Origin of the sequence: Mycobacterium simiae, from assembly GCF_010727605.1 — a bacterium.
GTDB classification, from domain to species: domain Bacteria; phylum Actinomycetota; class Actinomycetes; order Mycobacteriales; family Mycobacteriaceae; genus Mycobacterium; species Mycobacterium simiae.
On record NZ_AP022568.1, the window covers coordinates 1,832,168 to 1,853,343 of the forward strand.

Annotated in this window: 20 protein-coding genes; 6 read left to right on the forward strand and 14 right to left on the reverse strand. The window is 69.4% G+C overall.

The window, feature by feature from the left end; genetic code table 11:
- Positions 1-9: 9 nt before the first annotated feature.
- Positions 10-1,734, reverse strand: a complete 1,725-nt coding sequence (locus tag G6N33_RS08470) for a hypothetical protein (RefSeq protein ID WP_044509725.1) — start codon at positions 1,732-1,734, stop codon at positions 10-12.
- Positions 1,735-2,003: 269 nt separating this feature from the next.
- Here G6N33_RS08470 and G6N33_RS08475 point away from each other — a divergent pair, with 269 nt between their 5' ends.
- A complete protein-coding gene (locus tag G6N33_RS08475; RefSeq protein ID WP_179962703.1) occupies positions 2,004-3,548 on the forward strand; it encodes a DUF7937 domain-containing protein in 1,545 nt (514 codons plus the stop codon).
- A 4-nt stretch (positions 3,549-3,552) separates the two neighbouring features.
- Here G6N33_RS08475 and G6N33_RS08480 read toward each other — a convergent pair whose 3' ends face one another.
- Both G6N33_RS08480 and G6N33_RS08485 read right to left on the reverse strand, forming a co-directional pair.
- Entirely contained in the window at positions 3,553-4,596 is a 1,044-nt protein-coding gene (locus tag G6N33_RS08480) for an NAD-dependent epimerase/dehydratase family protein (protein WP_044509723.1), read from the reverse strand.
- Positions 4,593-5,369 carry an S-methyl-5'-thioadenosine phosphorylase gene (locus G6N33_RS08485; RefSeq protein WP_044509721.1) on the reverse strand — a complete coding sequence of 259 codons (777 nt, stop codon included), beginning with the start codon at positions 5,367-5,369 and terminating at the stop codon, positions 4,593-4,595. Before G6N33_RS08485 ends, G6N33_RS08480 begins: the two co-directional genes overlap by 4 nt.
- 111 nt (positions 5,370-5,480) lie before the next feature.
- Between G6N33_RS08485 and G6N33_RS08490 the strand changes: the two genes are divergently transcribed.
- Positions 5,481-6,353: a 1,4-dihydroxy-2-naphthoate polyprenyltransferase gene (locus G6N33_RS08490; RefSeq protein ID WP_044509720.1), complete on the forward strand. Its 873-nt coding sequence runs from the start codon at positions 5,481-5,483 to the stop codon at positions 6,351-6,353.
- A 247-nt stretch (positions 6,354-6,600) separates the two neighbouring features.
- Positions 6,601-7,611, forward strand: coding sequence for a beta-ketoacyl-ACP synthase III (fabH, locus tag G6N33_RS08495; RefSeq protein WP_044509719.1), 1,011 nt, complete (start codon positions 6,601-6,603; stop codon positions 7,609-7,611).
- A 2-nt stretch (positions 7,612-7,613) separates the two neighbouring features.
- Here the strand turns inward: fabH and G6N33_RS08500 are convergent, their stop codons facing one another.
- Entirely contained in the window at positions 7,614-7,979 is a 366-nt protein-coding gene (locus G6N33_RS08500; protein ID WP_044509718.1) for a DUF4229 domain-containing protein, read from the reverse strand.
- 46 nt (positions 7,980-8,025) lie between these two features.
- Between G6N33_RS08500 and G6N33_RS08505 the strand changes: the two genes are divergently transcribed.
- Positions 8,026-8,187, forward strand: coding sequence for a hypothetical protein (locus tag G6N33_RS08505; RefSeq protein ID WP_101528195.1), 162 nt, complete (start codon positions 8,026-8,028; stop codon positions 8,185-8,187).
- Between the two features lie 15 nt (positions 8,188-8,202).
- Here G6N33_RS08505 and G6N33_RS08510 read toward each other — a convergent pair whose 3' ends face one another.
- The 7 genes from G6N33_RS08510 to hemL are packed head-to-tail and all read right to left on the reverse strand — an operon-like array spanning position 8,203 to position 15,618.
- On the reverse strand, positions 8,203-9,495 hold the full coding sequence (locus tag G6N33_RS08510) for a MinD/ParA family ATP-binding protein (protein WP_044509717.1): 1,293 nt from the start codon (positions 9,493-9,495) through the stop codon (positions 8,203-8,205).
- 32 nt (positions 9,496-9,527) lie between these two features.
- On the reverse strand, positions 9,528-10,517 hold the full coding sequence (ccsB, locus tag G6N33_RS08515; RefSeq protein ID WP_044509716.1) for a c-type cytochrome biogenesis protein CcsB: 990 nt from the start codon (positions 10,515-10,517) through the stop codon (positions 9,528-9,530).
- The gene (locus G6N33_RS08520) at positions 10,514-12,151 is read right to left on the reverse strand and encodes a cytochrome c biogenesis protein ResB (RefSeq protein WP_081662386.1); all 1,638 of its coding nucleotides are present in this window, start codon (positions 12,149-12,151) and stop codon (positions 10,514-10,516) included. The genes ccsB and G6N33_RS08520 overlap by 4 nt, the downstream gene beginning before the upstream one ends.
- Before the next feature lie 50 nt (positions 12,152-12,201).
- Entirely contained in the window at positions 12,202-12,981 is a 780-nt protein-coding gene (locus G6N33_RS08525) for a cytochrome c biogenesis CcdA family protein (RefSeq protein WP_044509715.1), read from the reverse strand.
- Positions 12,978-13,622 (reverse strand): TlpA disulfide reductase family protein, encoded by a 645-nt coding sequence (locus tag G6N33_RS08530; protein WP_044509714.1) that lies wholly within the window; start codon positions 13,620-13,622, stop codon positions 12,978-12,980. The genes G6N33_RS08525 and G6N33_RS08530 overlap by 4 nt, the downstream gene beginning before the upstream one ends.
- A complete protein-coding gene (locus tag G6N33_RS08535; RefSeq protein WP_044509713.1) occupies positions 13,619-14,224 on the reverse strand; it encodes a histidine phosphatase family protein in 606 nt (201 codons plus the stop codon). Before G6N33_RS08535 ends, G6N33_RS08530 begins: the two co-directional genes overlap by 4 nt.
- Entirely contained in the window at positions 14,224-15,618 is a 1,395-nt protein-coding gene (gene hemL, locus G6N33_RS08540; RefSeq protein ID WP_044509711.1) for a glutamate-1-semialdehyde 2,1-aminomutase, read from the reverse strand. The genes G6N33_RS08535 and hemL overlap by 1 nt, the downstream gene beginning before the upstream one ends.
- A gap of 99 nt (positions 15,619-15,717) precedes the next feature.
- Here hemL and G6N33_RS08545 point away from each other — a divergent pair, with 99 nt between their 5' ends.
- Positions 15,718-16,113 carry a nitroreductase family deazaflavin-dependent oxidoreductase gene (locus G6N33_RS08545; protein ID WP_044512819.1) on the forward strand — a complete coding sequence of 132 codons (396 nt, stop codon included), beginning with the start codon at positions 15,718-15,720 and terminating at the stop codon, positions 16,111-16,113.
- Here G6N33_RS08545 and G6N33_RS08550 read toward each other — a convergent pair.
- From G6N33_RS08550 to G6N33_RS08560, 3 genes are all read right to left on the reverse strand, one after another.
- Positions 16,110-17,408, reverse strand: coding sequence for an amino acid permease (locus G6N33_RS08550; protein ID WP_044512818.1), 1,299 nt, complete (start codon positions 17,406-17,408; stop codon positions 16,110-16,112). The genes G6N33_RS08545 and G6N33_RS08550 overlap by 4 nt on opposite strands.
- Positions 17,409-17,557: 149 nt before the next feature.
- Positions 17,558-18,910, reverse strand: coding sequence for an MFS transporter (locus G6N33_RS08555; protein ID WP_044512815.1), 1,353 nt, complete (start codon positions 18,908-18,910; stop codon positions 17,558-17,560).
- A gap of 2 nt (positions 18,911-18,912) precedes the next feature.
- Positions 18,913-20,067, reverse strand: coding sequence for an LLM class flavin-dependent oxidoreductase (locus G6N33_RS08560; protein ID WP_044509709.1), 1,155 nt, complete (start codon positions 20,065-20,067; stop codon positions 18,913-18,915).
- 251 nt (positions 20,068-20,318) lie between these two features.
- Here G6N33_RS08560 and G6N33_RS08565 point away from each other — a divergent pair, with 251 nt between their 5' ends.
- Positions 20,319-21,152, forward strand: a complete 834-nt coding sequence (locus tag G6N33_RS08565) for an alpha/beta hydrolase (RefSeq protein ID WP_232069473.1) — start codon at positions 20,319-20,321, stop codon at positions 21,150-21,152.
- Positions 21,153-21,176 lie beyond the last annotated feature (24 nt).

Here is a 21,176-nt window from a genome sequence, read left to right on the forward strand (position 1 = left end):
GCCGCGCGGTCAGAATCCGGACGAGGAGCGGCCGCTGCCGCTGCCACTACCGCCCCCACCGGACGGCAACCTCGGTACGACGGGCTTCGGGGCGGTCTGCTGCACGGTCGGTGGTTTCGGGGCCACGGTTTGCTGCTGTTGCGTCGGCGGCTTCGGGGCCACGGTCTGCTGCTGTTGGGTGGGTTGTTGGGTCGGCTGTTTCGTCGGTGCCACGGTCGTCGGGGCGACGGTGCTCGGCGCCACGGTCGTCGGGGCGACGGTGCTCGGCGCAACCGTCGTCGAGGGGACGGTGGTCGGCGCAACCGTCGTCGAGGGGACGGTCGTCGAGGGGGCGGTGGTCGGCGCTACCGTCGTCGTCGGCGTGTTCTGCGTAGTCGTCGGCGTGTTGGTCGGCGTGGTGGTTGTCGTGGGCAGCGTGGGTGTGGTCGGCGGCGTGTATGGCGGCACGTAGGGCGGTGGCTGCGGCCGCCATCCCGGGAACGGAACGATGATCGGGACGGGAATCGGGATCGGCCCATTCGGGTTGGGCACCAGACCGGGGCCCGGCGCCACCGGGTTGACCGGAACGGGCGCGGCGGGCGCGGCGGGGGCCGGCGCAACGGCCGGGGCTGGAATGAAACCGCCCTGATACCCCGCGTTCGGCGCCTCCGGCGGGGGCGGGGGCACCGGCGCCTGCTGCTGCGTCGGCAGCAGCGGCATGAACTTGCCCGGCGCGGCGTTCTGGTGCCCGATCACCGGCTGCTGGCTGGCTGTCGGCCGCACGGCGACGACCACGGCGACCGCCAGCGACGCGACGCCGATGACGGCGAATGCCACCACGGCATTGCCCACCAGCAACGATCGCCGGCTGAGCTTCAGCGGGCCGGTCTCGGCGTTCGGATCGTCGTCGTAGTAGTCGTCGAACTCGTCCAACTCGCCGGGAAGCAGATCGTCCGCGTCGTCGGCCAGCGAATAGGCCAGCTGTTGGTCCGCTGCGCCGGGGTCGTCGAAGCCGGCGGGGGCCATCGCGGTCTCGTCGCCGGTGAGCCCGGCCGCCGGGGCCATCGCGGTCTCGTCGCCGGTGAGCGCGGCCGCCGGGGCCATCGCGGTGGCATCACCGGACACCGGCGCGGCCGCCAGCGCGGCACCACGGGCGAGCGCAAACGTGGGATCCTCGGGAATCCGCACCCGCGTGGTCGCATCGGAAAGCTGGCCGGCCACCCCGGCCAGATCCGGCCCAGCGCCCACCAGATACACGTCGCTCGGAGCGTCCGGGTGCCCGCCGAGCTGGGCCATCATGGTGTCGAGCGTGCCGGCGGCGTCACCGGCGAGCGCCTCCTGAGCCAGCATCGTGGGCGGCGCGTCCGGGTCTCCCTCCCCCACCACCGACAGTGTCGCCGTGTTGTCGTCGACGACCAGCACACCGCCGGAGCGGCCGGCCGCACGCATCAGGGCAGTGACCGCCTGCGACTGCGACAGCAGCCCAACGTTGTGCACACCGGAATCCTCCAGCGCCTGGCGCAGCTGGTCGGCGGCGGGATGATCGGTCCAGCACACCCGGGTGCCGACCAATCGGTGGTTCTCGTTCGCTAACAGCCGATTCGTGCCAACCACGGTCTCTGTTAGCTGTTCGACGGGGTTGTTAGCCAGATCGACGACGGACTGGTCGATCACGTCACTGCCGTCTGTACCCGCTCCGACAAGCGCCAAGCGGGCAACGGGTCCCGTGACGGCAACCCCCAGAACGACGTCCATCCGTGCTCTCCTTCGGCTGGCCACCCCGGAACCAGCATGTCCCGGCATCATTACACTTCGATACCGTCGGCAGTAACCATCATTCGGGCGACCCTCGTTCTCCGCCACTCCCGCGCCGCCCGAACGGAGATTATGTTTCCAAGTAAGCAACGACGTCGCCTCGGCAGGGGGTTCCCCCGCCACAGACGCGAAAGTGTGCCGCCAGTAACCGTCCTCGATACCCGGGGGGAACCGTGAGCCAGAGCAGCGCCGAGCCGCCGACCGGCCCCATCAGGGGCGCGGCGCCCGCTCCGGGCCCGCAGACCGCGGGCCGGCCCGGCACACGCAACGTGGTGGCCGACCTGACCGCCGCCGTCCTGCTTGTCATCGCGACGCTGCTGCCGTGGAACCTGTACTTCGGTCTCGGGATTCCCGACAGCAACGGGACGCTGTTCGCGGTGCTGATCGCCGTGACGGTGCTGTCGCTGATTGCCATCGCTTTGCCCGGTTCCGGGTCGCCGGGCCGCGGGCTGCGGTTCGCGCTCAACGTTCCTTATTTGCTGCTGGTGCTCGGGTTCGTCGGGTTCGACGTGGTCCAGACCGTCCGTTTCGGTGGCACCGTGACCGTGCCGGGCGGTGTCGGCCCGGGCGCCTGGGCCGGCGTTGCCGGCGCGCTGCTGAGCGCGCAGTCGGCTGACGGCCGGGCGGTTCCGGACGGCGACGGCGCGAACGGCCGCCACCGGGCGGCGCGCGTCATCGGCTACGCCTCGATGCTGGCCGCGGTGCTCAGCGTTGGTTTCACCCTGTTCTGGCGCATCAAGTACGCGCTGAGCGACACGGGTAGTTCGGCCGGGTTCGGAACCCAGAACATCGCCGTCATCGCGACGGCGGTGGTCTACGGCCTGGTGGCCTTGATCGCCGTGCTGGTCGCTTCCAGATGGCTGCTGCAGAACACGCGAGCATCGCGGTTGGCGACGATCGCGTTGGGCGCCTCGGCGCTGGTGGGCGGCATCATCGTCTGGCTCCTGCCCGTGGGCCGCGACATCGACGCGTTCCACGGCATCGCGCAAAACACCTCTACCGCGGGTGTCGGATTCGAGGGCTACCTGGCCTGGGCGGCGGTCGCCGCCATTTTCGTGCCCCGCACCCTGTTCGCCCGAGCCGGCACCGTGTCGGCCGAGGAGACCGCGTGGCGCGCGGCGGCCCGAACCGGCTTGCTGCTCATCGCCGTATGGGGCCTGGGGTCGGTGGCCATGCGGATCACCGACCTCGCCGTCGCGACCAGCCTGAACTACCCCTATTCGCGCTACGACACGGTGGTGCTGGCCGTGTTCGACGCGGCCACCGCGGCGCTGGCGCTGTGGCTGCGAACCAAACTGCGCGACGCCTCGGTTGCCGCCAGAACGATCACGACGCTATGCGGACTTGTTGCTGCACTGAGCATTTCGCGGGTCATTGTGGGTGTGGTGCTGGCGCCGCGGTTCGCCGAACCGCCCAACGCCACGCAGCACCCGGTTTACGGAAACGACCTTGCGCAGCAGATCACCAGCACGTTCGACGTGGCACTGTCCGCGCTGGCGCTGTTTATCCTGGCGGCGGCGATCATCACCGGACACTTCACCCGGCTGCGCCGGCGCCGCCGGGCCGCTCGCCGACGCGCCGCCGCGCAGAACGCCGATGCGCCGACGACCCGCATTCACACCGGCGAATCGCCCACCACGGTGATACCGCAACTGACCGGCGCCCCAAGGATTTTCCGCGGCGACGACTCGGCCACCCAGCAGATTCCCCTCAGCAAGCCGCAGATCTACCGGCCCCCGCAGGACCCGTCTTAGCCCGCTAGCGCAGCGCAGCGAACGCGAAATCCCGTAAGCCGTCGCGCGGATCGATTGCGGCGCGAAAACCCAGCACCTCGGCCGCACGTGCCGGATCAGCGACAATATGACGCACGTCGCCGCTGCGATACTGCCCGGTGATCACCGGGGACAGCGCCTCCGCGCGCGCCTCGCATAGGGCGGCGGCCACGTCGAGGATCGAGATGGGCCGCCCCGAGCAGACGTTGACCGCGGTGAAGCCGGGCCCACCCGCCGCCGACACGTGCGCGACGGCCGCCAGGTTAGCGGCGGCGACGTCGTCGACGTGGACGAAGTCGCGCATCTGGCCGCCGTCCTCGAAAACCCTTGGCGATTCTCCCTTTTCCAACGAGGACCGAAAGATCGCCGCCACCCCGGAGTAGGGGGTGTCGCGCGGCATACCGGGACCGTAGACATTGTGGTAGCGCAACGCCACCACCGAGCCGCCCGCCGACTCCGACCAGGCCAAGGCGTAGTGTTCCTGGGCCGTCTTGCTGGCCGCATACAGGCTGCGCGGGCGCAGGGCGGCGTCCTCGTCGACCAGCCGCCAGGACAGCTCCTCGCCGCCGAGTGGGCAGCGATGCTCGAACGTCCCGGCGTCGAGATCCGCCCGCCGCCGCGGCAGCGGTTCCACCAATCCGTGTGCGGGACAGTGATATCGGCCCTGCCCGTAGACCACCATCGACGACGCCAGCACCAGTCGTTGCACTCCGGCGGCGAACATCTGCGCCAGCAACACCGTGGTGCCGTAGTCGTTGTGGCCGCCGTAGGCGGGGGCGTCGGCCGCGTCGACGCCGGCGCCCACCATCGCGGCCTGGTGACACACCAGGTCGACGCCGTCCAGCAGCGGGGCCAGCGCTTCGCCGTCGCGGATGTCGACCCGATGGCATCCCTTCGGTAGCACCGATTTTGGGCCGTGGGCGGCCGGCAGCAACATGTCGACACCGATCACCTCGTGACCGGCTGCGTGCAGCGCCGCGTTGACCCGCGAGCCGATGAAGCCGGCCGCGCCGGTCAGCAGCACCCTCATGGCAGCTCGATCGGCAGCGTCACCCCGGTGTGCGCCAGGCAGTGCGTGCAGCCGCGCTCGGTGGCCACTCGGCCGATCGCGTCGCGCACCAACTTCTTGAACGCCTCGATGTTCTTCTCGAATTGCACCAGCACATCCACCGTCTTCACCCCCTCGCCGGCGCTGACACCGGCGTCCAGATCGGTCACCAAAGCGATTGCTGCATAGCACATTTCGAGTTCGCGAGCCAGTACTGCCTCGGGATACCCGGTCATGTTGACCAACGCGAAACCTGCCGCGGCGAACCATTGGCTTTCGGCGCGGGTGGAAAACCGCGGCCCCTGGATCACCACCATGGTGCCGCCGTCGACCACGTCAGGCAGCCCGGCGGCCGCCGACCGCAAGGTCGGGCAGTACGGGTCGGCGAAGTCGACGTGGATGGCACCGGAATCGAAGTAGGTGTCGGCGCGGCCCTTGGTGCGATCCACCAATTGATCGGGTACCACCACGGTGCCCGGCCCGTAGGCGGGTTTGAGGCTGCCCACCGCGCACGGCGCGAAGATCCGTCGGACGCCCAGGGCGCGCAGCGCCCACATGTTGGCGCGGTAGGGCACGGTGTGCGCCGAGTATTCGTGCCGGGCGCCGTGCCGCGGCAGGAATGCGACCTCGTGGTCGCCGATGGTGCCCAGCGTGATGGGAGCGGCGGGCGCCCCGTAGGGGGTGTCCACCGCGACGTCGCGGACGTCGGAATCGAAGAACGTGTAGAAGCCACTGCCGCCGATCACCGCGAGCATCTGTGTTGCCGCTCCTCTCCCCCGCACGCGGGAGGTGGCCCCGCATCGCTCCGCTTTACCTCGTCACCGGCGGGCATCCGCCCATTGTGGTGCATAGGGCAGGATGCCCTGGTGGCCAATTTTGCGCAGTGGATCTCAGGTGCCCGGCCGCGGACGCTGCCCAACGCGGTCGCACCGGTGGTGGCGGGCACCGGGGCCGCAGCGTGGCTGCAGTCCGCCGTGTGGTGGAAAGCCTTGCTGGCGTTGGCCGTCGCGCTCGCGCTGACCGTCGGCGTCAACTACGCCAACGACTACTCCGACGGTGTTCGGGGCACCGATGACGTCCGGACTGGGCCGGCACGGCTGGTCGGCTCGCGGCTGGCCACGCCGCGATCGGTGCTCACGGCCGCAGTGTGCGCGCTTGCCGTCGGCGCGGTGTCGGGTCTGGCGTTGGCGCTGCTGTCGGCGCCGTGGCTGATCGCGGTCGGGGTGGTCTGCCTCGCCGGCGCCTGGTTGTACACCGGCGGGTCGCGCCCCTACGGCTACGCCGGTTTTGGCGAGGTCGCGGTGTTCGTGTTCTTCGGCCTGGTCGCCGTGCTGGGCACGCAGTACACCCAGGCGCTGCGGGTGGACTGGGTAGGGCTGACGCTGGCGGTGGCGACGGGCGCGCTGTCGTCGTCGGTCCTGGTCGCCAACAACCTGCGCGACATCCCGACCGACACGCAGGCGCAGAAGATCACGCTCGCGGTCCGTCTCGGCGACGCCCGCACTCGGCTGTTCTACCAAGGCCTGCTGGCTACCGCCGGGGCATTGACGTTGGTGCTGATGCTGGCGACGCCATGGTGCGAGGTCGGGTTGATCGCCACGCCGTTGGCCGTGCGCGCGGCCCGGCCGGTGCGATCCGGCCGAAGCGGTCCAGAGCTCATCCCGGTGCTGCGTGATACCGGCCTGACGATGCTGGTGTGGGCGGTCGCGGTCGCAGCGGCGCTGACGCTGGGGCGCTGAGGCGCAGCCGGCCTCGTTCGGTGTGCGGTCCTGGCGTTCGGTGTGCAGTCCTGGCGTTCAATGTGCGCTGCGGGTGAGCTCGCTCGGCGTGTCGTCGCCGTGCACGCACACCCGCTGAAAGCGGCCGCCGGGAAGCTCACGCACGGCCCTCGTTCGCGAAGACCTCCGCGAATTGTGACAACAAGCGTTAGCGTCGGATGTGGCCCCCCTTACATCCATAGCGGGATGACTCCGAGCGAGGAGCGTTATGCAGCAGATCGCCGCCGCGGCCAGCGGACCCAGCAACATCGGACTGCTCAGCGTCGGCGCATACCGCCCGGAGCGGGTCGTCACCAACGAGGAGCTGTGCCAGAACATCGACTCCTCCGATGAATGGATCTACAGCCGCACCGGCATCAAGACGCGCCGCTTCGCCGCCCGCGACGAATCGGTCGCGTCGATGGCGATCGAGGCCAGCCGGCAGGCGCTAGCACGCGCGGAGCTGTCGGCCGGCGACATCGACGGCGTCATCGTGGCGACCAGCACCCAGTTTCTGCAGACGCCCGCCAGCGCCCCCGCGGTCGCGTCGGCCCTGGGCACCGCCGGCGTGCCCGCATTCGACGTCTCGGCCGGCTGCGCCGGCTTCGGTTATGCGGTTGGCGTCGCCGCCGACATGATTCGCGGCGGCAGTGTCGCCAAGATGCTGGTGATCGGTTCGGAAAAACTCTCCCCGACCGTGGACATGCTCGACCGCAGCAACTGCTTCATCTTCGCCGACGGCGCCGCGGCGGTCGTGGTCGGCCAGACGGCCGAGCAAGGAATCGGGCCGACGGTCTGGGGCAGCGACGGCGAGCAAGCGTTGGCCATCCGCCAGGACATCGACTGGATCGCCTACACCGAGAACCCAACCGGCCCGCGCCCGTTCCTGCGGCTGGAGGGCAGCGCGGTCTTCCGTTGGGCCGCATTCGAAATGGGCAAAGTCGGGCGTCAGGCGATGGACGCCGCGGGCGTCAGGTCCGACCAGATCGACGTGTTCATCCCGCATCAGGCCAACGCGCGCATCAACGAAGTGCTGGCCAAAAATCTCGACCTGCGGGCGGACGCGATCGTCGCCAACGACATTGAGCACACCGGAAACACGTCCGCGGCTTCCATACCGCTGGCGATGGCCGAACTGCTGGACACCGGGGCGTCCAAGCCCGGCGATCTCGCGCTGCTGATCGGTTACGGTGCGGGGCTCAGCTACGCCGCACAGGTCGTGCGGATGCCCAACGGCTGAGCTCAGTTCGCATCGGAATCGTCTCCGGACTTTGCTGCGTCCTCGCCGCGCAACCGGGCCCGCAGCTGTTCACGTTCGCTGCGACGCCGCTCGCCGGCGACGGCCAACGAGGCGGTGGCCCGCTGCCGCAGCGGCGTGAAGACCCAGATACCCAACGGCATCGCGATGATCAACGCGAACAACGCCGCGACGACAACGGGGAACGGAGTGACCCCCAACAATTGCGCCGCGAGATAAATCACTCCGGTCAGTACCACCGCCAAGAGCAACCGCGCCCCGGCGTAAAGCAAGACGTCGATCAGGACGCGATCCCGAACGTGATCTGGTGCGCTGTCCCCAGTGCTGTTGTCGCTCGGCTCTTCTGACACAGCACGAGCCTACGGCGCGAGTATATTCGCTCAAAGGAGGTGTTTAGTGCTCTACCTGGTGGTCGTCCTGGTTTTAGGGACGCTGATCTACGTTGGCTGGCGCGCGGCGCGATCGCAGGCCCAGCGGCCGAAGACGCGTGTCATCGGACCCGACGACGATCCAGACTTCCTGCGCCGGTTGGGAAACGGCGACAACAACCCGTACTGATCGCGGTTATGCCGGCTATGCGACCCCTAAATTGGGCTGTTCTCCCGGAAAGCCTTCTGCCACAGCGGCAGCCAGCGCGGTGAAGGCCTCCCGCGTTTCGCGCCGCAACTGATCGACATGGATCTCGGCGCCCTCGTCGAGATGGGCGTCGTAGGGCACCAACCGCACCGCGCGGCAGCGCCGCGAGAAATGATCGACGACCTTGTTCATGTCGACCTTGCCGGTGCGCGGCCGCACCGCGTTGATAACCGCGATCGAGTTACGGACCAGCGTTTCGTGGCCGTGGGCGTCCAGCCAGTCCAGCGTCGCCGACGCGCTGCGCGCGCCGTCGATCGAGCCCGAACTCACCACGATCAGAGCATCGGCGTTCTCCAGCACCGACGACATCGCCGAGTGCAGCAAACCCGGTCCACAGTCGGTGATCACCAGACCGTAATAGCGCTCTAGGATGCCCAGGACCCGGCTGTAGTCATCGGCGTCAAATGCCTTCGAGACGGCCGGATCGCTGTCGGAAGCCAGGATTTCCAGACCGCTGGGCCCCTTCGAGGTGTAGCGCCGTACGTCGCTGTAGCGCTCGACGGTGCCGGCGTCCTGTAATAACTGGCGCACGGTGGCGGCGGTCTCGAGCGGGATCTTCTGGCTCAGCGTGCCGCGGTCCGGGTTGGCGTCGACGGCCACCACCCGGTCACCCCGGATGGCGGCGAACGTGGCGCCCAACGCGGCCGCGATGGTGGTCTTGCCGACGCCGCCCTTCAGCGAGATCACCGCGACGCGGTAGGAGCCGCGCAGCGGCCGGTTGACCTGCGCCACCAAGTTGTTCTGCCGGGCGGCCCGCGGGCTCTCACCCAGGTTGATGGTCCGGCCGGACAGCACGTAGACCAACCGGCGCCAGCCTTCCGATGGCGGCGGCTTGATCGGCCGCAGCAGCATGCCGGTGGACAGCTCCGGGTACGGCGTGTGCGGCAGGTGCTCGGGGCGGTACGGGGCTTGGGGCGCTTGGGGCGCAGCCTCGGCCCGACCGTTGTAGTACGCGCCGTAGGCGGTCGGATCGACGCGCGGGATGCCGGTCACCGGGGTGGAATCCCACGGCGGCATCCCGCCCGGCGGCGGCGCGGGCAGCGCTTCGCGCCGCTCGGTCGCGGGGCCCCGACGCTCGGTTCGGAATCCGGCGAAGGCCCGCGTCGGTGCGTCGGCGCCGGGATTGGCCGCCGCGTTGCCGGGGTGCGGCGCGGACTCCTGCGGCGACAGCTCCGTCGTCGGATGTTCGGGCGCCCCCACGCCGCTATTGGATTGCTCAGACACGTGCATTCCCCCTCGTTGCGGTGTCGCTTCCAGAATCGTCAGCCCACGCCGGCATACGAATGCAGGCCCACGGTGACCAGGTTAACGAAGAACAGATTGAAGACCATCGCCACGAATCCGACCACGTTGATCCAGGCGGCCTTGCGGTCCCGCCAGCCCGCGGTCGACCGGGCGTGCAGGTATGCCGCGTAGACCACCCACGCGATGAAAGACACCGTTTCCTTGGGGTCCCAGCCCCAGTACCGGCCCCAGGCCTCCTCGGCCCAGATGGCCCCGAAGATCACCCCGAACCCGAACACCGGGAACGCGAAGATAGTGGTCCGGTAGGCGATGCGGTCCAGGGTCTGCGCGTCGGGCAACCGCCGCACCAGCCGGCCCAGGGGACGCTCGGGTTCGTCGTCGGCGGCCGGTTCCCCGAGCGGGGAGGTGCGCAGCAAGAACAGGATGCTGGCGACACCGGCGACCAGAAAGACGCCGGAGCCCAGACTGACCACCGAGACGTGGATGGGCAGCCAATAGGACTGCAAGGCCGGCATCACGGGCGCGGCGTTGGTGTAGAGCCAGCGACCGGAGACGGTAAGCAGGATCAGCACCGGCAGCAGCAGGAACACCCACAGCGGCCGAAATTGCGGACGGCGCAGCACAACCGCGCCGGCGATCAAGCCGCACAGGCAGGTGAGGTTGATGAACTCGTACATGTTGCCCCACGGCACCCGCATGGTGGCCAGGCCGCGCAGCACCAGGCAGATGAACAGCAGGCCGATGCCGAGGTATGCGACCGCCAGCCCGGCCCGACCAACGCGTTCGTCGAGCGGCCGTCCCGAGCCGTCGTCGACAATGCCGGGGATGGCACTGTCGGCGCTGACTCCGCCGGCCAGGACCCGCGCCCGGCTGTCCGCCCGCCGGCCGCCGACGTAAGCCAGCTCGAACGCCAACAGCAGCAGCGCGACCACCAGCGCCACCACCGCCGAGGTGAACGCCCAATCGGAGTAGCGCGCCAGGCCGATGTTGACGTGCAGCGTGTTCATGTGACGTCCACCTGAGAGCTCCTTCGGGACGCTGGGTCGTCGGCCCGGCCTGCGCCGGAGTCGAGGCCGGTCAACAAGCGTGCGGTGAGTTTCTCGAACTCGTCGCCCCACCCGGAGTTGTCGGTGCGGGCCAAACCGCCCAGCTCGACGTTCACCGTACCGGGAGCCGCTGCGGGGACGTCCGCCCCGCCTGCCGGGACCGCGGTCAGGCGGACCCATATTCGGCGCCGACGCACCAGCAGTGACACCAGCAGGCCGGCCATCATCGTGATCGCGAAGACCAGCACCCACACCTGACCTGGATCGTGGGAGACCTGCAGGTTGACGAACGGCACGGCCCCGTCGAAGCGGATGACGGTGCCCGCGGCCGGACCCTGGTCGAGCCGCACCTGTTGGCCGGCACGCAGGTTCACCCGCTTCTCCTTGGTCAGCCGGCCCTGCTCGATCAGCCGGTGGTCGAGGGTGAACAGCGACTGCGGGCGCCCGGTATCCAGGCCGGTGTCGCCCCGGTAGATGTCGATGGCCACCGCGGGGTTGTTCAGCGCCGGGAACCGCGACGACAGCAGGGTGCCGTCCAGTTGCTCGGTGGGTGCCAGCAGCCCCTGGATCGCGATCTCGTGTTGGCGACGCTCGGCCGCGCTCGGGTAGCTGCCGGCAGGCGGGTCGATGCGCACCACACCGGAGGAGAGCAGGGTCTGCGGGTTGTCGGGCCGCCACTGCACGGTCGAGGTCCGTTGCTGCCCGTCGGGGAAGGTGACGGTGAAGCTGGGCGCATAGCCGTGCCCCTGCAGGTACACCCGGTCACCGCCGACCCGCAGCGGGTGGTTGACCTCGAGGCGGTACGGCCGCCAAGTGCCCGCGGCCAGGTCGGCGCCGTCCTGGTAGTCGATGTCGGCCGCAAACGACGTGGCCTGCCCGGACGGCAGGTAGTGCGACTGAAAATTGTTGACCCGCAAGCAGATTGGATGCAGCGATGTACCGTCGACGGTGTTGCCGGCGCGGAACGAGTCGAACGCGGCCGGCGAGGCCGAACAGAACCCCGGGCCGCCGTCGGCGATGACGATCACGTTGCCCTCGTAACCGAACAGCTTGCCGACGGCCACCGCGACCAGCAGGCCCAGCAGCGAGAAATGGAAGACGATGTTGCCGAACTCGCGCAGGTAGCCCTTCTCGGCCGACACCTCGACAGTTTCGGGGACAGTTTCGGGGACCGTTTCGGTGCCGCCGTGGTGGCGGATCGCGGTGCGCCAACCGTGCAGCCGCCCGGCGATCGTGTTGGCGACGGCATTCAGGTCAGCCTCGTCGGCCCGCGTCAGCGTCGCCTCGGCGTGCTTGGGCAGCCGAGCCAGATTGCGGGGGGCGGCGACGGGGGTGGCCCGCAGGCTGCGGGCATGCTCGAGCATCCGCGGGGTCAGGCAGCCGACCAGCGAGACGAACAGCAGCACGTAGATGGCGGTGAACCAGAAGCTGGAGAACACCTCGAAGGCCTGCACCCGATCCAGCCAGGGCCCGATCGTCGGATGCGCGGCCAGGTACTCATCGACCTTGCCGGCGTTGAGGCTGCGCTGCGGCAACAACGCGCCGGGAATCGCGCCGAGCGCCAGCAGGCACAGCAGCACCAACGCGGTGCCCATCGAGGTCAACGCGCGCCAGGTGTTACGCAGGTACGCCAGTGCCAGCGGGATCAAATCGGCAACCTCACGTCCGACACGAAGGCGTCGCGTACCCAGGAGATGAAGTCGTTCCACACCCCGGTGACCAGCAGCACGCCGACCGCGATCAGCAGCGCACCGCCGAAGACCTGGATGCTTCGGCTGTGCCGTCGCAGCCAGCCCAGCCCGGCGACCGCTCGCGCCGAACCGAACGCCAGCAGCACGAACGGGATGCCCAACCCCAGGCAGTAGGCGATCACCAGCAGAATCCCGCGAGCGATGTTCGCCCCCTCAGTCGCCGAGGCCACGGTGACCACGCCGGTCAGCGTCGGCCCCAGGCACGGCGTCCAGCCGAGCGCGAACACCGCGCCCAGCACCGGGGCCCCGGCGACGGTCGTCAGCTGCTGCGGGCTGAACCGGAGCTGGCGCTGCAGGACCGGGATCAGACCGACGAACACCAGCCCCATCACGATGGTCAGCACGCCCCCGACCCGCTGCAGCAGCAGCTGGTTGGTGATCAGCGTCGTCGTCATGCCGAGCACGGCCACGGTCCCCAGCACGAACACCGCGGTGAAGCCGGCGACGAACAGCAGCGCCGACCCCGCGACTCGCCACCGGCCCGCCGGCACAGCTTCGACCACACCGTGTTCCGGCTGCTCGCCGACACCTACCACCGCGGCCAGATACGACAGATAGCCGGGCACCAGCGGCACCACGCACGGCGAGGCGAAAGACACCAGGCCCGCCAGCACGCAGGCGCCCAGCGCCAGCAGCAACGGCCCGGCGGCCGCGGTGTGCGCGAACCCGGTCATCGCGACGAACCCGGCTGTTCCGAGGTCTTCAGGCCCGGCGGTGCCTCCCGGGTCAACCCCTGCACGACGGGCTGCAGGTCGGAGGCCAGCAGCTCGCGCAGAAATACCGCCGCCACCCGGTGTTGCCGATCCAGCACCAGCGTGGACGGGATGACGGTGGTGGGGTATTTGCCGCCGAAGGCGATCAGTGTGCGCATGGCCGGGTCGTAGATCGACGGGTAGGTCACGGCGCGATCGTTGACGAAGTCCAGGGCGGCCTGCCGGTTGTTGTCGCGGACGTCGATGCCCAGAAACGACGCCCCGGAGCCCCGGGTGGCGTCGTAGGCCTGCTGCAATTGGGTGACCTCGGCGCGGCACGGTCCGCACCACTGTCCCCAAACGTTGATGACGACGACGTTGCCCGCGAAGATCGGGTCATCCAACGACAGCGTGTGCGACGGGTCGGCCAGGTCGGGCCCAGACAGCGGCCCGGGCCGGCCGCGGCTGGCGGGCGGGTCGTAACGGATGTCGGTCTTGCCGCCGGGCGAGACGAATTCGAAGGTGCCGCCCTGGGCGACGGCGTCGTGACCGGCCGAGCAGCCGGTCAGCAATCCGGAGATCGCCAACACCGCCCCGGCGAGCACCGGCCACCGTCGGCTCATGGCGCCGGTCGGGAGTATTCGACGTCCACCAGCCGGTCGCCCTCGTAGACCAGGGTGGTCAGCGAGGCGAGGTCGCATTCGCGTCGCCGCGGATCGTGCCATAGCCGGCGGCCGGTCAGGTGCAGCCGCAGCGTCCACACCGGCAGTTGGTGGCTGACGCACACCACTTCGTGGCCGGCGCCGCGGGCGCGGGCCTTGTCCACCGCGGTCGCCATCCGGTCGGCGATCTCACGGTAGGGCTCCCCCCAGGACGGTCGCAGCGGGTTGCGCAGCTGCCACCACACCCGCGGGTCCCGCCACGCCCCGTCGCCGGGGCTGACCCGGCGGCCCTCGAAGAAGTTCGCCGATTCGATCAGATCGGGATCGGTGTCGATGGTCAGCCCGTGCTTGTCCGCGATGGGCGCGGCGGTCTCCTGGGCCCGCTGCAGGGGGGAGGCGATGACCGCGACGATGTCGCGCCCGGCCAGCGCGTCGGCCACCGCCTGCGCCTGCGCCCTGCCCCGCTCGGACAGGTGGAACCCAGGCAGCCGCCCGTAGAGGATGCCGTCGGGATTGTGCACTTCGCCGTGCCGCATCACGTGCACGCGGGTTTGTTCGGCCATCAGGACTTCGCCTCGGTGGCGCTGGCGGCCGCGCGGGCGGCGCCGGGCAGCGCCTCCGCGATGCGCTCGAACGCGGTGTCGTCGAGGGCGGTCGAGACGAACCACGCCTCGAAGGCGCTGCACGGCGGGTACACGCCCGCGTCCAGCAGGGCGTGGAAGAACGGCGGATAACGCCAGGTCTGGCTGGCGCGCGCGGAGGCGAAGTCGGTGACCGGGGTGTCGGTGAAGAACACACTGAGCATGTTGCCGGCCCGCGAAATCTGGTGCGGCACACTGGCATTGGTCAGCGATTCAGTGAACAGCCCGGCGAGTCGGTCGGCGTTGGCGTTCAGCGTGGCGTAGCCGGCGTCATCGGCGGCGCGCAGCGTGGCCAGACCGGCGGCCATCGCGACGGGGTTCCCGGACAGCGTGCCGGCCTGATACACCGGCCCCAGCGGTGCCAGCCGTTCCATCACCTCGGCCCGTCCACCGAACGCGGCGGCCGGCAGCCCGCCGCTCATCACCTTGCCGAAGGTGAACAGGTCGGCGGCGACCGGATCGATTCCGTACCAACCACTTCGGCTGACCCGGAAGCCCGTCATCACTTCGTCGATGATCAGCAGCGCGCCGTGCTCGGCGGTGATCGCACGCAACGCCGCGTTGTAGCCCGGTGCCGGCGGGACGACACCCATGTTGCCGGGGCTGGCCTCGGTGATCACCGCGGCGATCTGATCGCCGAACTGGGCGAAGGTCTCCCGGACCGTGTCAATGTTGTTGTAGGGCAACACGATGGTGTCGGCCGCGGCGGCGCCGGTGACGCCGGGCGTAGACGGCAGACCCCGTGGCGATCGCAACCCCGGCGGAGCCGGGCGCGACGCATCGTCACACAAACCCAGCGTCGCCACCCCGGAGCCCGCGTCGGCGAGCAGCGCGTCTACGTGCCCGTGGTAGCAACCGGAGAACTTGATGATCTTGGCCCGGCCGGTGAAACCGCGAGCCAGCCGCACCGCGCTCATGGTGGCCTCGGTGCCAGAGTTCACGAAGCGAAGCAGCTCGACCGGGGCGACCCGGTCGATGATCGCGGTGGCCAGCTCGGTCTCCCGCGGCGTCGGCGCCCCGAACGACAATCCCGTCGCGGCCGCCCGGGTGACGGCATCGACCACGGCCGGGTGCGCGTGGCCGAGGATCATGGGTCCCCACGAGCAGACCAGGTCGACGTAGCGGTTGCCGTCGGCGTCGGTGAGCCAGCAGCCCTTCGCCTCGGTGATGAAGCGCGGCGTCCCGCCGACCGCGGTGAAGGCCCGCACCGGCGAGTTCACGCCACCGGGGATGACCGCGCATGCGTCGGAGAAGAGCTGCGCCGACGCCGTCACCGCGCCCCGGGTGCGGGCGATTGCCTGGTCACTGCTAGCCATGCGACCAGTGTTCCAGCCTCAGCGAGGCGACCAACTACAGGGTGTAAGACTCGACGCCGCATCTTGATGTCACCCGCGCCGGACGAGTTGGATGAGATTATGCAACTTCCGCAGCGGCTGGCCCGGTTCAACCGGCACGTCACCAACCCGATTCAACGGCTGTGGGCCGGCTGGGCCCCCGCGTACGCCATCATCGAGCACACCGGACGAAAGTCCGGCAAGCACTTCCGCACCCCGGTGAGTGCGTTCGACGCCACCGTCGACGGCAAGCCCGCAATCGCGGTGCTGCTGACCTACGGTCCCGACCGGGACTGGCTGAAGAACCTCAAGGCGGCGGGCGGCGGGCAGATGCGCCGCCACGGCAAGACGTTCGGCATTTCCGCCCCGCAGATCGTCAGCCGCGACGAAGCCGCCGCGCAGGTGAGCAACGGGGTGCGCAGGGTGTTCGCCCGGCTGCCGTTCGAGCAGGCGGCGCTCTTCACAAAGACGGGTTAACCGGCTCGGCCCCGGCGGCGGCGGTGGATGAGGACGTAGATCGCCAGCACCACTGCCCACGACAGCAGACTCAGCCACAGCTGGCTGCGTGCCGAGGAGTCGAACGCCATTCCCACCAGCACCGCGGTGATGCCGGCCAGCGTGAGGATCGACAGCACCGGGAAAAACCACATCTTCACCCGCAGCTGCGCGGTCGGGGTGCGGCGGCGCAGCAGAATTTGCGACAGCGCGATCAGCCAGTAGACGAACAAGATGATTGCGCCCGAGGAGTTGAGCAGGAAGAGAAACACCGTGTGCGGCGCCAGCCACGCCATGATGACGCAGAGGAACCCGATCGCCGACGAGCCCAAGATGGCAAGGTGCGGCACCCCGCGGCGGCTGAGTTTGACCAGCCGCAGCGGCGCCTCGTGCCGGTCGGCGAGGACGAACAGCATGCGTGAGGCCGTGTAGAGGCCGGAGTTCAGGCAGGACAGCACCGCGGTCAGCACGACCGCATTCATCACCTGATCCGCACCGGGCAGCCCCAGCTGCTTGAACGCGGCGACGTACGGCGAGGCGCCCGGTTCCACCGAATTCCACGGCAGCATCGCGACGAGCAGGAACACCGAACCGACGAAGAAAATCCCGATCCGTGCGACCACCGACCTGGTCGCCCGCTGCACGGCCCGCACGGGGTCGCGGCTCTCGGCCGCGGCGACGGTGACGATCTCCGCACCCACCATGGAGAAGATCACCACGACGATCGCGGCGAAGACGGCGCCGACGCCGTTGGAAAAGAAGCCGCCGTGGGCGGTCAGGTTGGCGAACCCGCCGCCGTGGCCGGGCCACAGCCCGAGCACGAACACCGTGCCGACGCCGAGGAAGACCGCGATGGTCGCGACTTTGATTCCGGCGAACCAGAATTCGAACTCGCCGAACGAGGTCACCGAGAACAGATTCGTCGCCGTCATCAACACCATCAGGCACAGCGACAACACCCACAGCGGGGCGTGGAACCAGTAGTTGAGGACCTTGCCGCCGGCGACGGCCTCGAACCCGACGACGATCACCCAGAAGTACCAATACAGCCAGCCCACCGAAAACCCGGCCCAGCCGCCCAGCGCCGCGCCCGCGTAGTCGGCGAATGAACCGGTCGACGGGTTCGCGGCCGCCATCTCGCCCAGCATCCGCATCACCAGCACGACCAGTACGCCGCACAGCGCGTAGGTCAGAAACGCGGCCGGCCCGGTATCGCCGATCACCACCCCGGACCCGACGAACAACCCGGCGCCGATCACCCCGCCGAGCGCGATCATGCTCAGCTGCCGCTGTGAAAGTCCTTGGCGCAGTTGATGATCGGACACCGACCGCGCGCTCGGGTCCTGGGCCTCGGCGGCTGGGCCCGGCGTGCGCGACATCCCCGGACGCTAGCCGGGTTCACCCTCGGCAGCAACCGGCCGCTAGGTCAGAAGTACAGGTCCGCGTCGCGGATCAGCGCCGTGGCGATCACGCTGATCACCGCCGTCGCCACCAGATACCCGCACGCCAGCCACGGCGCACCGCCGACGGCCGCGATCAGCGCGGTCAGGATCATCGGAGTGACCCCGGAGGCGTACACCCCGGAGAACTGGTAGACGAACGACAAGCCGGTATAACGGGTGCCGGTGGGATACAGCGACGAGTACAGGGTGCCCTGCGCCCCGTAGAACAGCGCGTGCACGACGCCGAACACCAAGACCATCGCCAGCCCGAACCAGAGCAGGTTCCTGGTGCCGAACAAGGCGAACGCCGGGAACGCCGCGACCCCGTACAGGGCGACGCCAGCCAGATACACCCGGCGGGCGCCGTAGCGATCGGTCAGCGCTCCCGACACCGGCAGCAGCACCGCCATCAGCAGGGCGGCGATGGTCACCACGATCAGCACCGACACCTTGTTGAAGCCCAGCGCGCCGGTGGCATAGCTGATCGCGAAGACCCCCCAGGTGTTGAACGCCGAGCCCTCGGCCCAGCGAGACAGCAGTCCCAGCACCGTGTTTCGCCGGGAACGGGGTTCGCGGACGATGTCGCGGATCGGCACGGTGGCCGCGGCCTCCAGGTCGCGCAGCTGTCGAAACGCCGGGGTCTCGTCCACCCGCAGGCGCACCAGCACGCCGATCACCACCAGCACGATGCTGAGCAGGAAGCCGATGCGCCAGCCGTACGCCAGAAACCGCGCCGGCCCCAGGGTCACCTGCAGAACCGCGAAGATGCCGGTGCCCAACGCCAGCCCCAGCGCCAGGCCGACCTGCGGGATGGCGCCGTAGCGGCCGCGCCGGTCGCCGGGGCTGTGTTCGACGGCCAGCAGCACCGCGCCGCCCCACTCACCGCCGAGCGCGAAGCCCTGCAGCACCCGCAGCGCCAGCAACAGGACCGGCGCCCAGGCCCCGATCTGGGCGGCCGTCGGTAGCGCCCCGATCAGCGCCGTCGCCCCACCCATGATCAGCATGGTCAACGCGAGGCTGCGCTTGCGCCCGATGCGGTCCCCGATGTGCCCGAACACCAGGCCGCCGATGGGCCGCATCACGAATCCGACCGCGAACGTCGCAAACGCCAGCAGTGTGCCGATCAGAGAACTGGCGTCGGGAAAGAACACCTTGTTGAACACCAGGCCGGCGGCGGTCGCGTAGAGGAAAAAGTCGTACCACTCGACGGTGGTGCCCAGCAGGCTGGCCGCGACGACGGTGCGCAGGCGCCGACGGCGGTCTTCGTCGGACTCGTCGGCGGCCTCCGCTGCGGCCTCGCCCGCCGCTCCGGCCCCAGCGGGCAGGGTTGTCGCCACGACTACTGCGCCGACGCGGCCGCGAACGGCGTCGCCGCCGCCGGCTGGGACTTGCGGTTGGGGTGCTTCCATACGCCCCGGCGTTCCAGCAGCGGCAGCACGCCTTCGCCGAACCAATACGCCTCTTCCAGGTGCGGGTAGCCGGACAGGATGAAGTGGTCGATGCCGAGGCCGGCGTATTCGATCAGCCGCTCGGCCACCTCTTCGTGCGACCCGACCAGGGCGGTGCCCGCGCCGCCGCGTACCAGGCCGACACCGGCCCACAGGTTGGGGGCGACGAGAAGCTCGCCGCTCTTGCCGCCGTGCAGGTCCAGCATGCGACGCTGCCCCTCGGATTCACTGCGCGCCAGGCTGCTCTGTACCCGCTCGATATCCGCGGGGTCGATGGCCGCGAGCAGGCGGTCAGCCTCCGCCCACGCCTCCGCGGCGGTGGGCCGGCTGATCACGTGGATGCGCAAACCGAACTGCAGCGTCCGGCCGGCAGGGCCGGCTTGGGCGGCCAGCCCGCGAATCCAGTCCAGCTTCTCGCCGACCGCCGCCAACGGTTCACCCCAGGTGAGGTAGACGTCGGCGTACTTGGCCGCCACCGGCCCGGCCGATCCGGACGAGCCGCCGAAGAACACCGCGGGCACCGGGTCGGGCGGGTTGTTGAGCTGCGCGCCCTCGACGTGGATGTACTCACCGGCGAACGTCACCGGCTCTTTGGCGGTCCACAGCTGGCGCACCACATCCAAGAACTCGGCGGTGCGGGCGTATCGCGCTTGCTTGTCCAGGAAGTCGCCGTACGCCCGCTGCTCGTGGGGTTCGCCACCGGTGACGACGTTGAGCAGCAGCCGTCCCTGTGAGTGCCGCTGGAAGGTGCCGGCCATCTGGGCGGCCAGGGTGGGGCTGAGCAACCCGGGGCGAAACGCGACCAAAAACTTCAGGGTTTCGGTGCGCTCGATCAGCGTCGCCGTCGTCAGCCAGGCGTCCTCACACCACAATCCGGTCGGGGTGAGTACGGCCTGGAAACCGTTGTCTTCGGCGGCGGCGCAAATCTGGTGCAGGTAGCGCAGAGTCGCGGGCCGGTCGCCGTGCATCGCGGTGCCGTGCCCGCCCGCGACGAGGTTTCGGGAATCCCCGTACGTCGGCAGAAACCAGTGAAACGACAAGCTCATCCAAATCCTCTTTCGCTCTTACAAGCCGTGCACGAAAGGTCCAGCGTGCCGAAGCCCGAGGCGGCGTGCGAGGGTTGAAACCTGCCAGATTCCATCCGCATACCCGGCGGGCGCGGGCGGAGGGCGTGCGTAACCGCGCGATGACTGCCGCATCACAATGCCCTTCCAAACTTCGCGACGGGGTCAACAAAGTGCGGCGCGGCCGGCATTATCACGTCGTGCCTGATCTCAACCGCCGCGCGGTGCTGCGAATGGGCGCCAGTGCCAGCGTCGCGGCCGCGGGCGCGTGGGCTTTGAGCGCCTGGCTGGACCCGCTCGCACCCCAAGCGGCGCCGTTGCCGTCCCCATTCGAACCGTCGACCGCGAGCAGCAATCTGCCCAGCCGACTCACCGGGTCGTTCAACTCCAAGGCGCGCGGCGGTGTGCAGACCAACTGGGTGATCGCGCTGCCCCCCGGTCACACCTCGCAGAGCGGATTGCTGCGCCCCGTGATCGCGCTGCACGGCAAGGACGGCGACGCGAACATGATGCTCGACTGCGGTGTCGAGGACGCGCTGGCCCGGCTGGTCAAGGAGGGCAAGCCGCCGTTCGCAGTGGTCGGCGTCGACGGCGGCAGCGACTCCTACTGGCACAAGCGGGCCGACGGCACCGACTCCGGCGCGATGGTCCTCGACGAGCTGCTGCCGATGCTGGGATCGATGGGCCTAGACACCTCCCGGGTGGGCTTCATGGGCTGGTCCATGGGCGGCTACGGAGCCCTGCACCTGGGCGCCAAGCTGGGGCCGTCGCGGACCGCGGGGATCTGCGCGATCAGCCCGGCGCTGTACACCTCCTACGCCGACTGCGCACCCAAAGCGTTTGACAGCGAAGAGGACTGGATGACGAACAGCGTGATGGGTCTGCCCGCGCTGTCACAGATTCCGCTGCGGGTGGACTGCGGCACATTCGACCGTTTCTATCCGGCGACACGCCAATTCGTGAGCCAACTCAAAACGCCTCCGGCGGTAAGCTTCACGGTCGGCGGCCATGACATGACGTGGTGGCGTTTGCAATTACCCGGCGAGCTTTCCTGGCTGGCAACCTAGCGGAGGCACCCCAACAAAGGCATG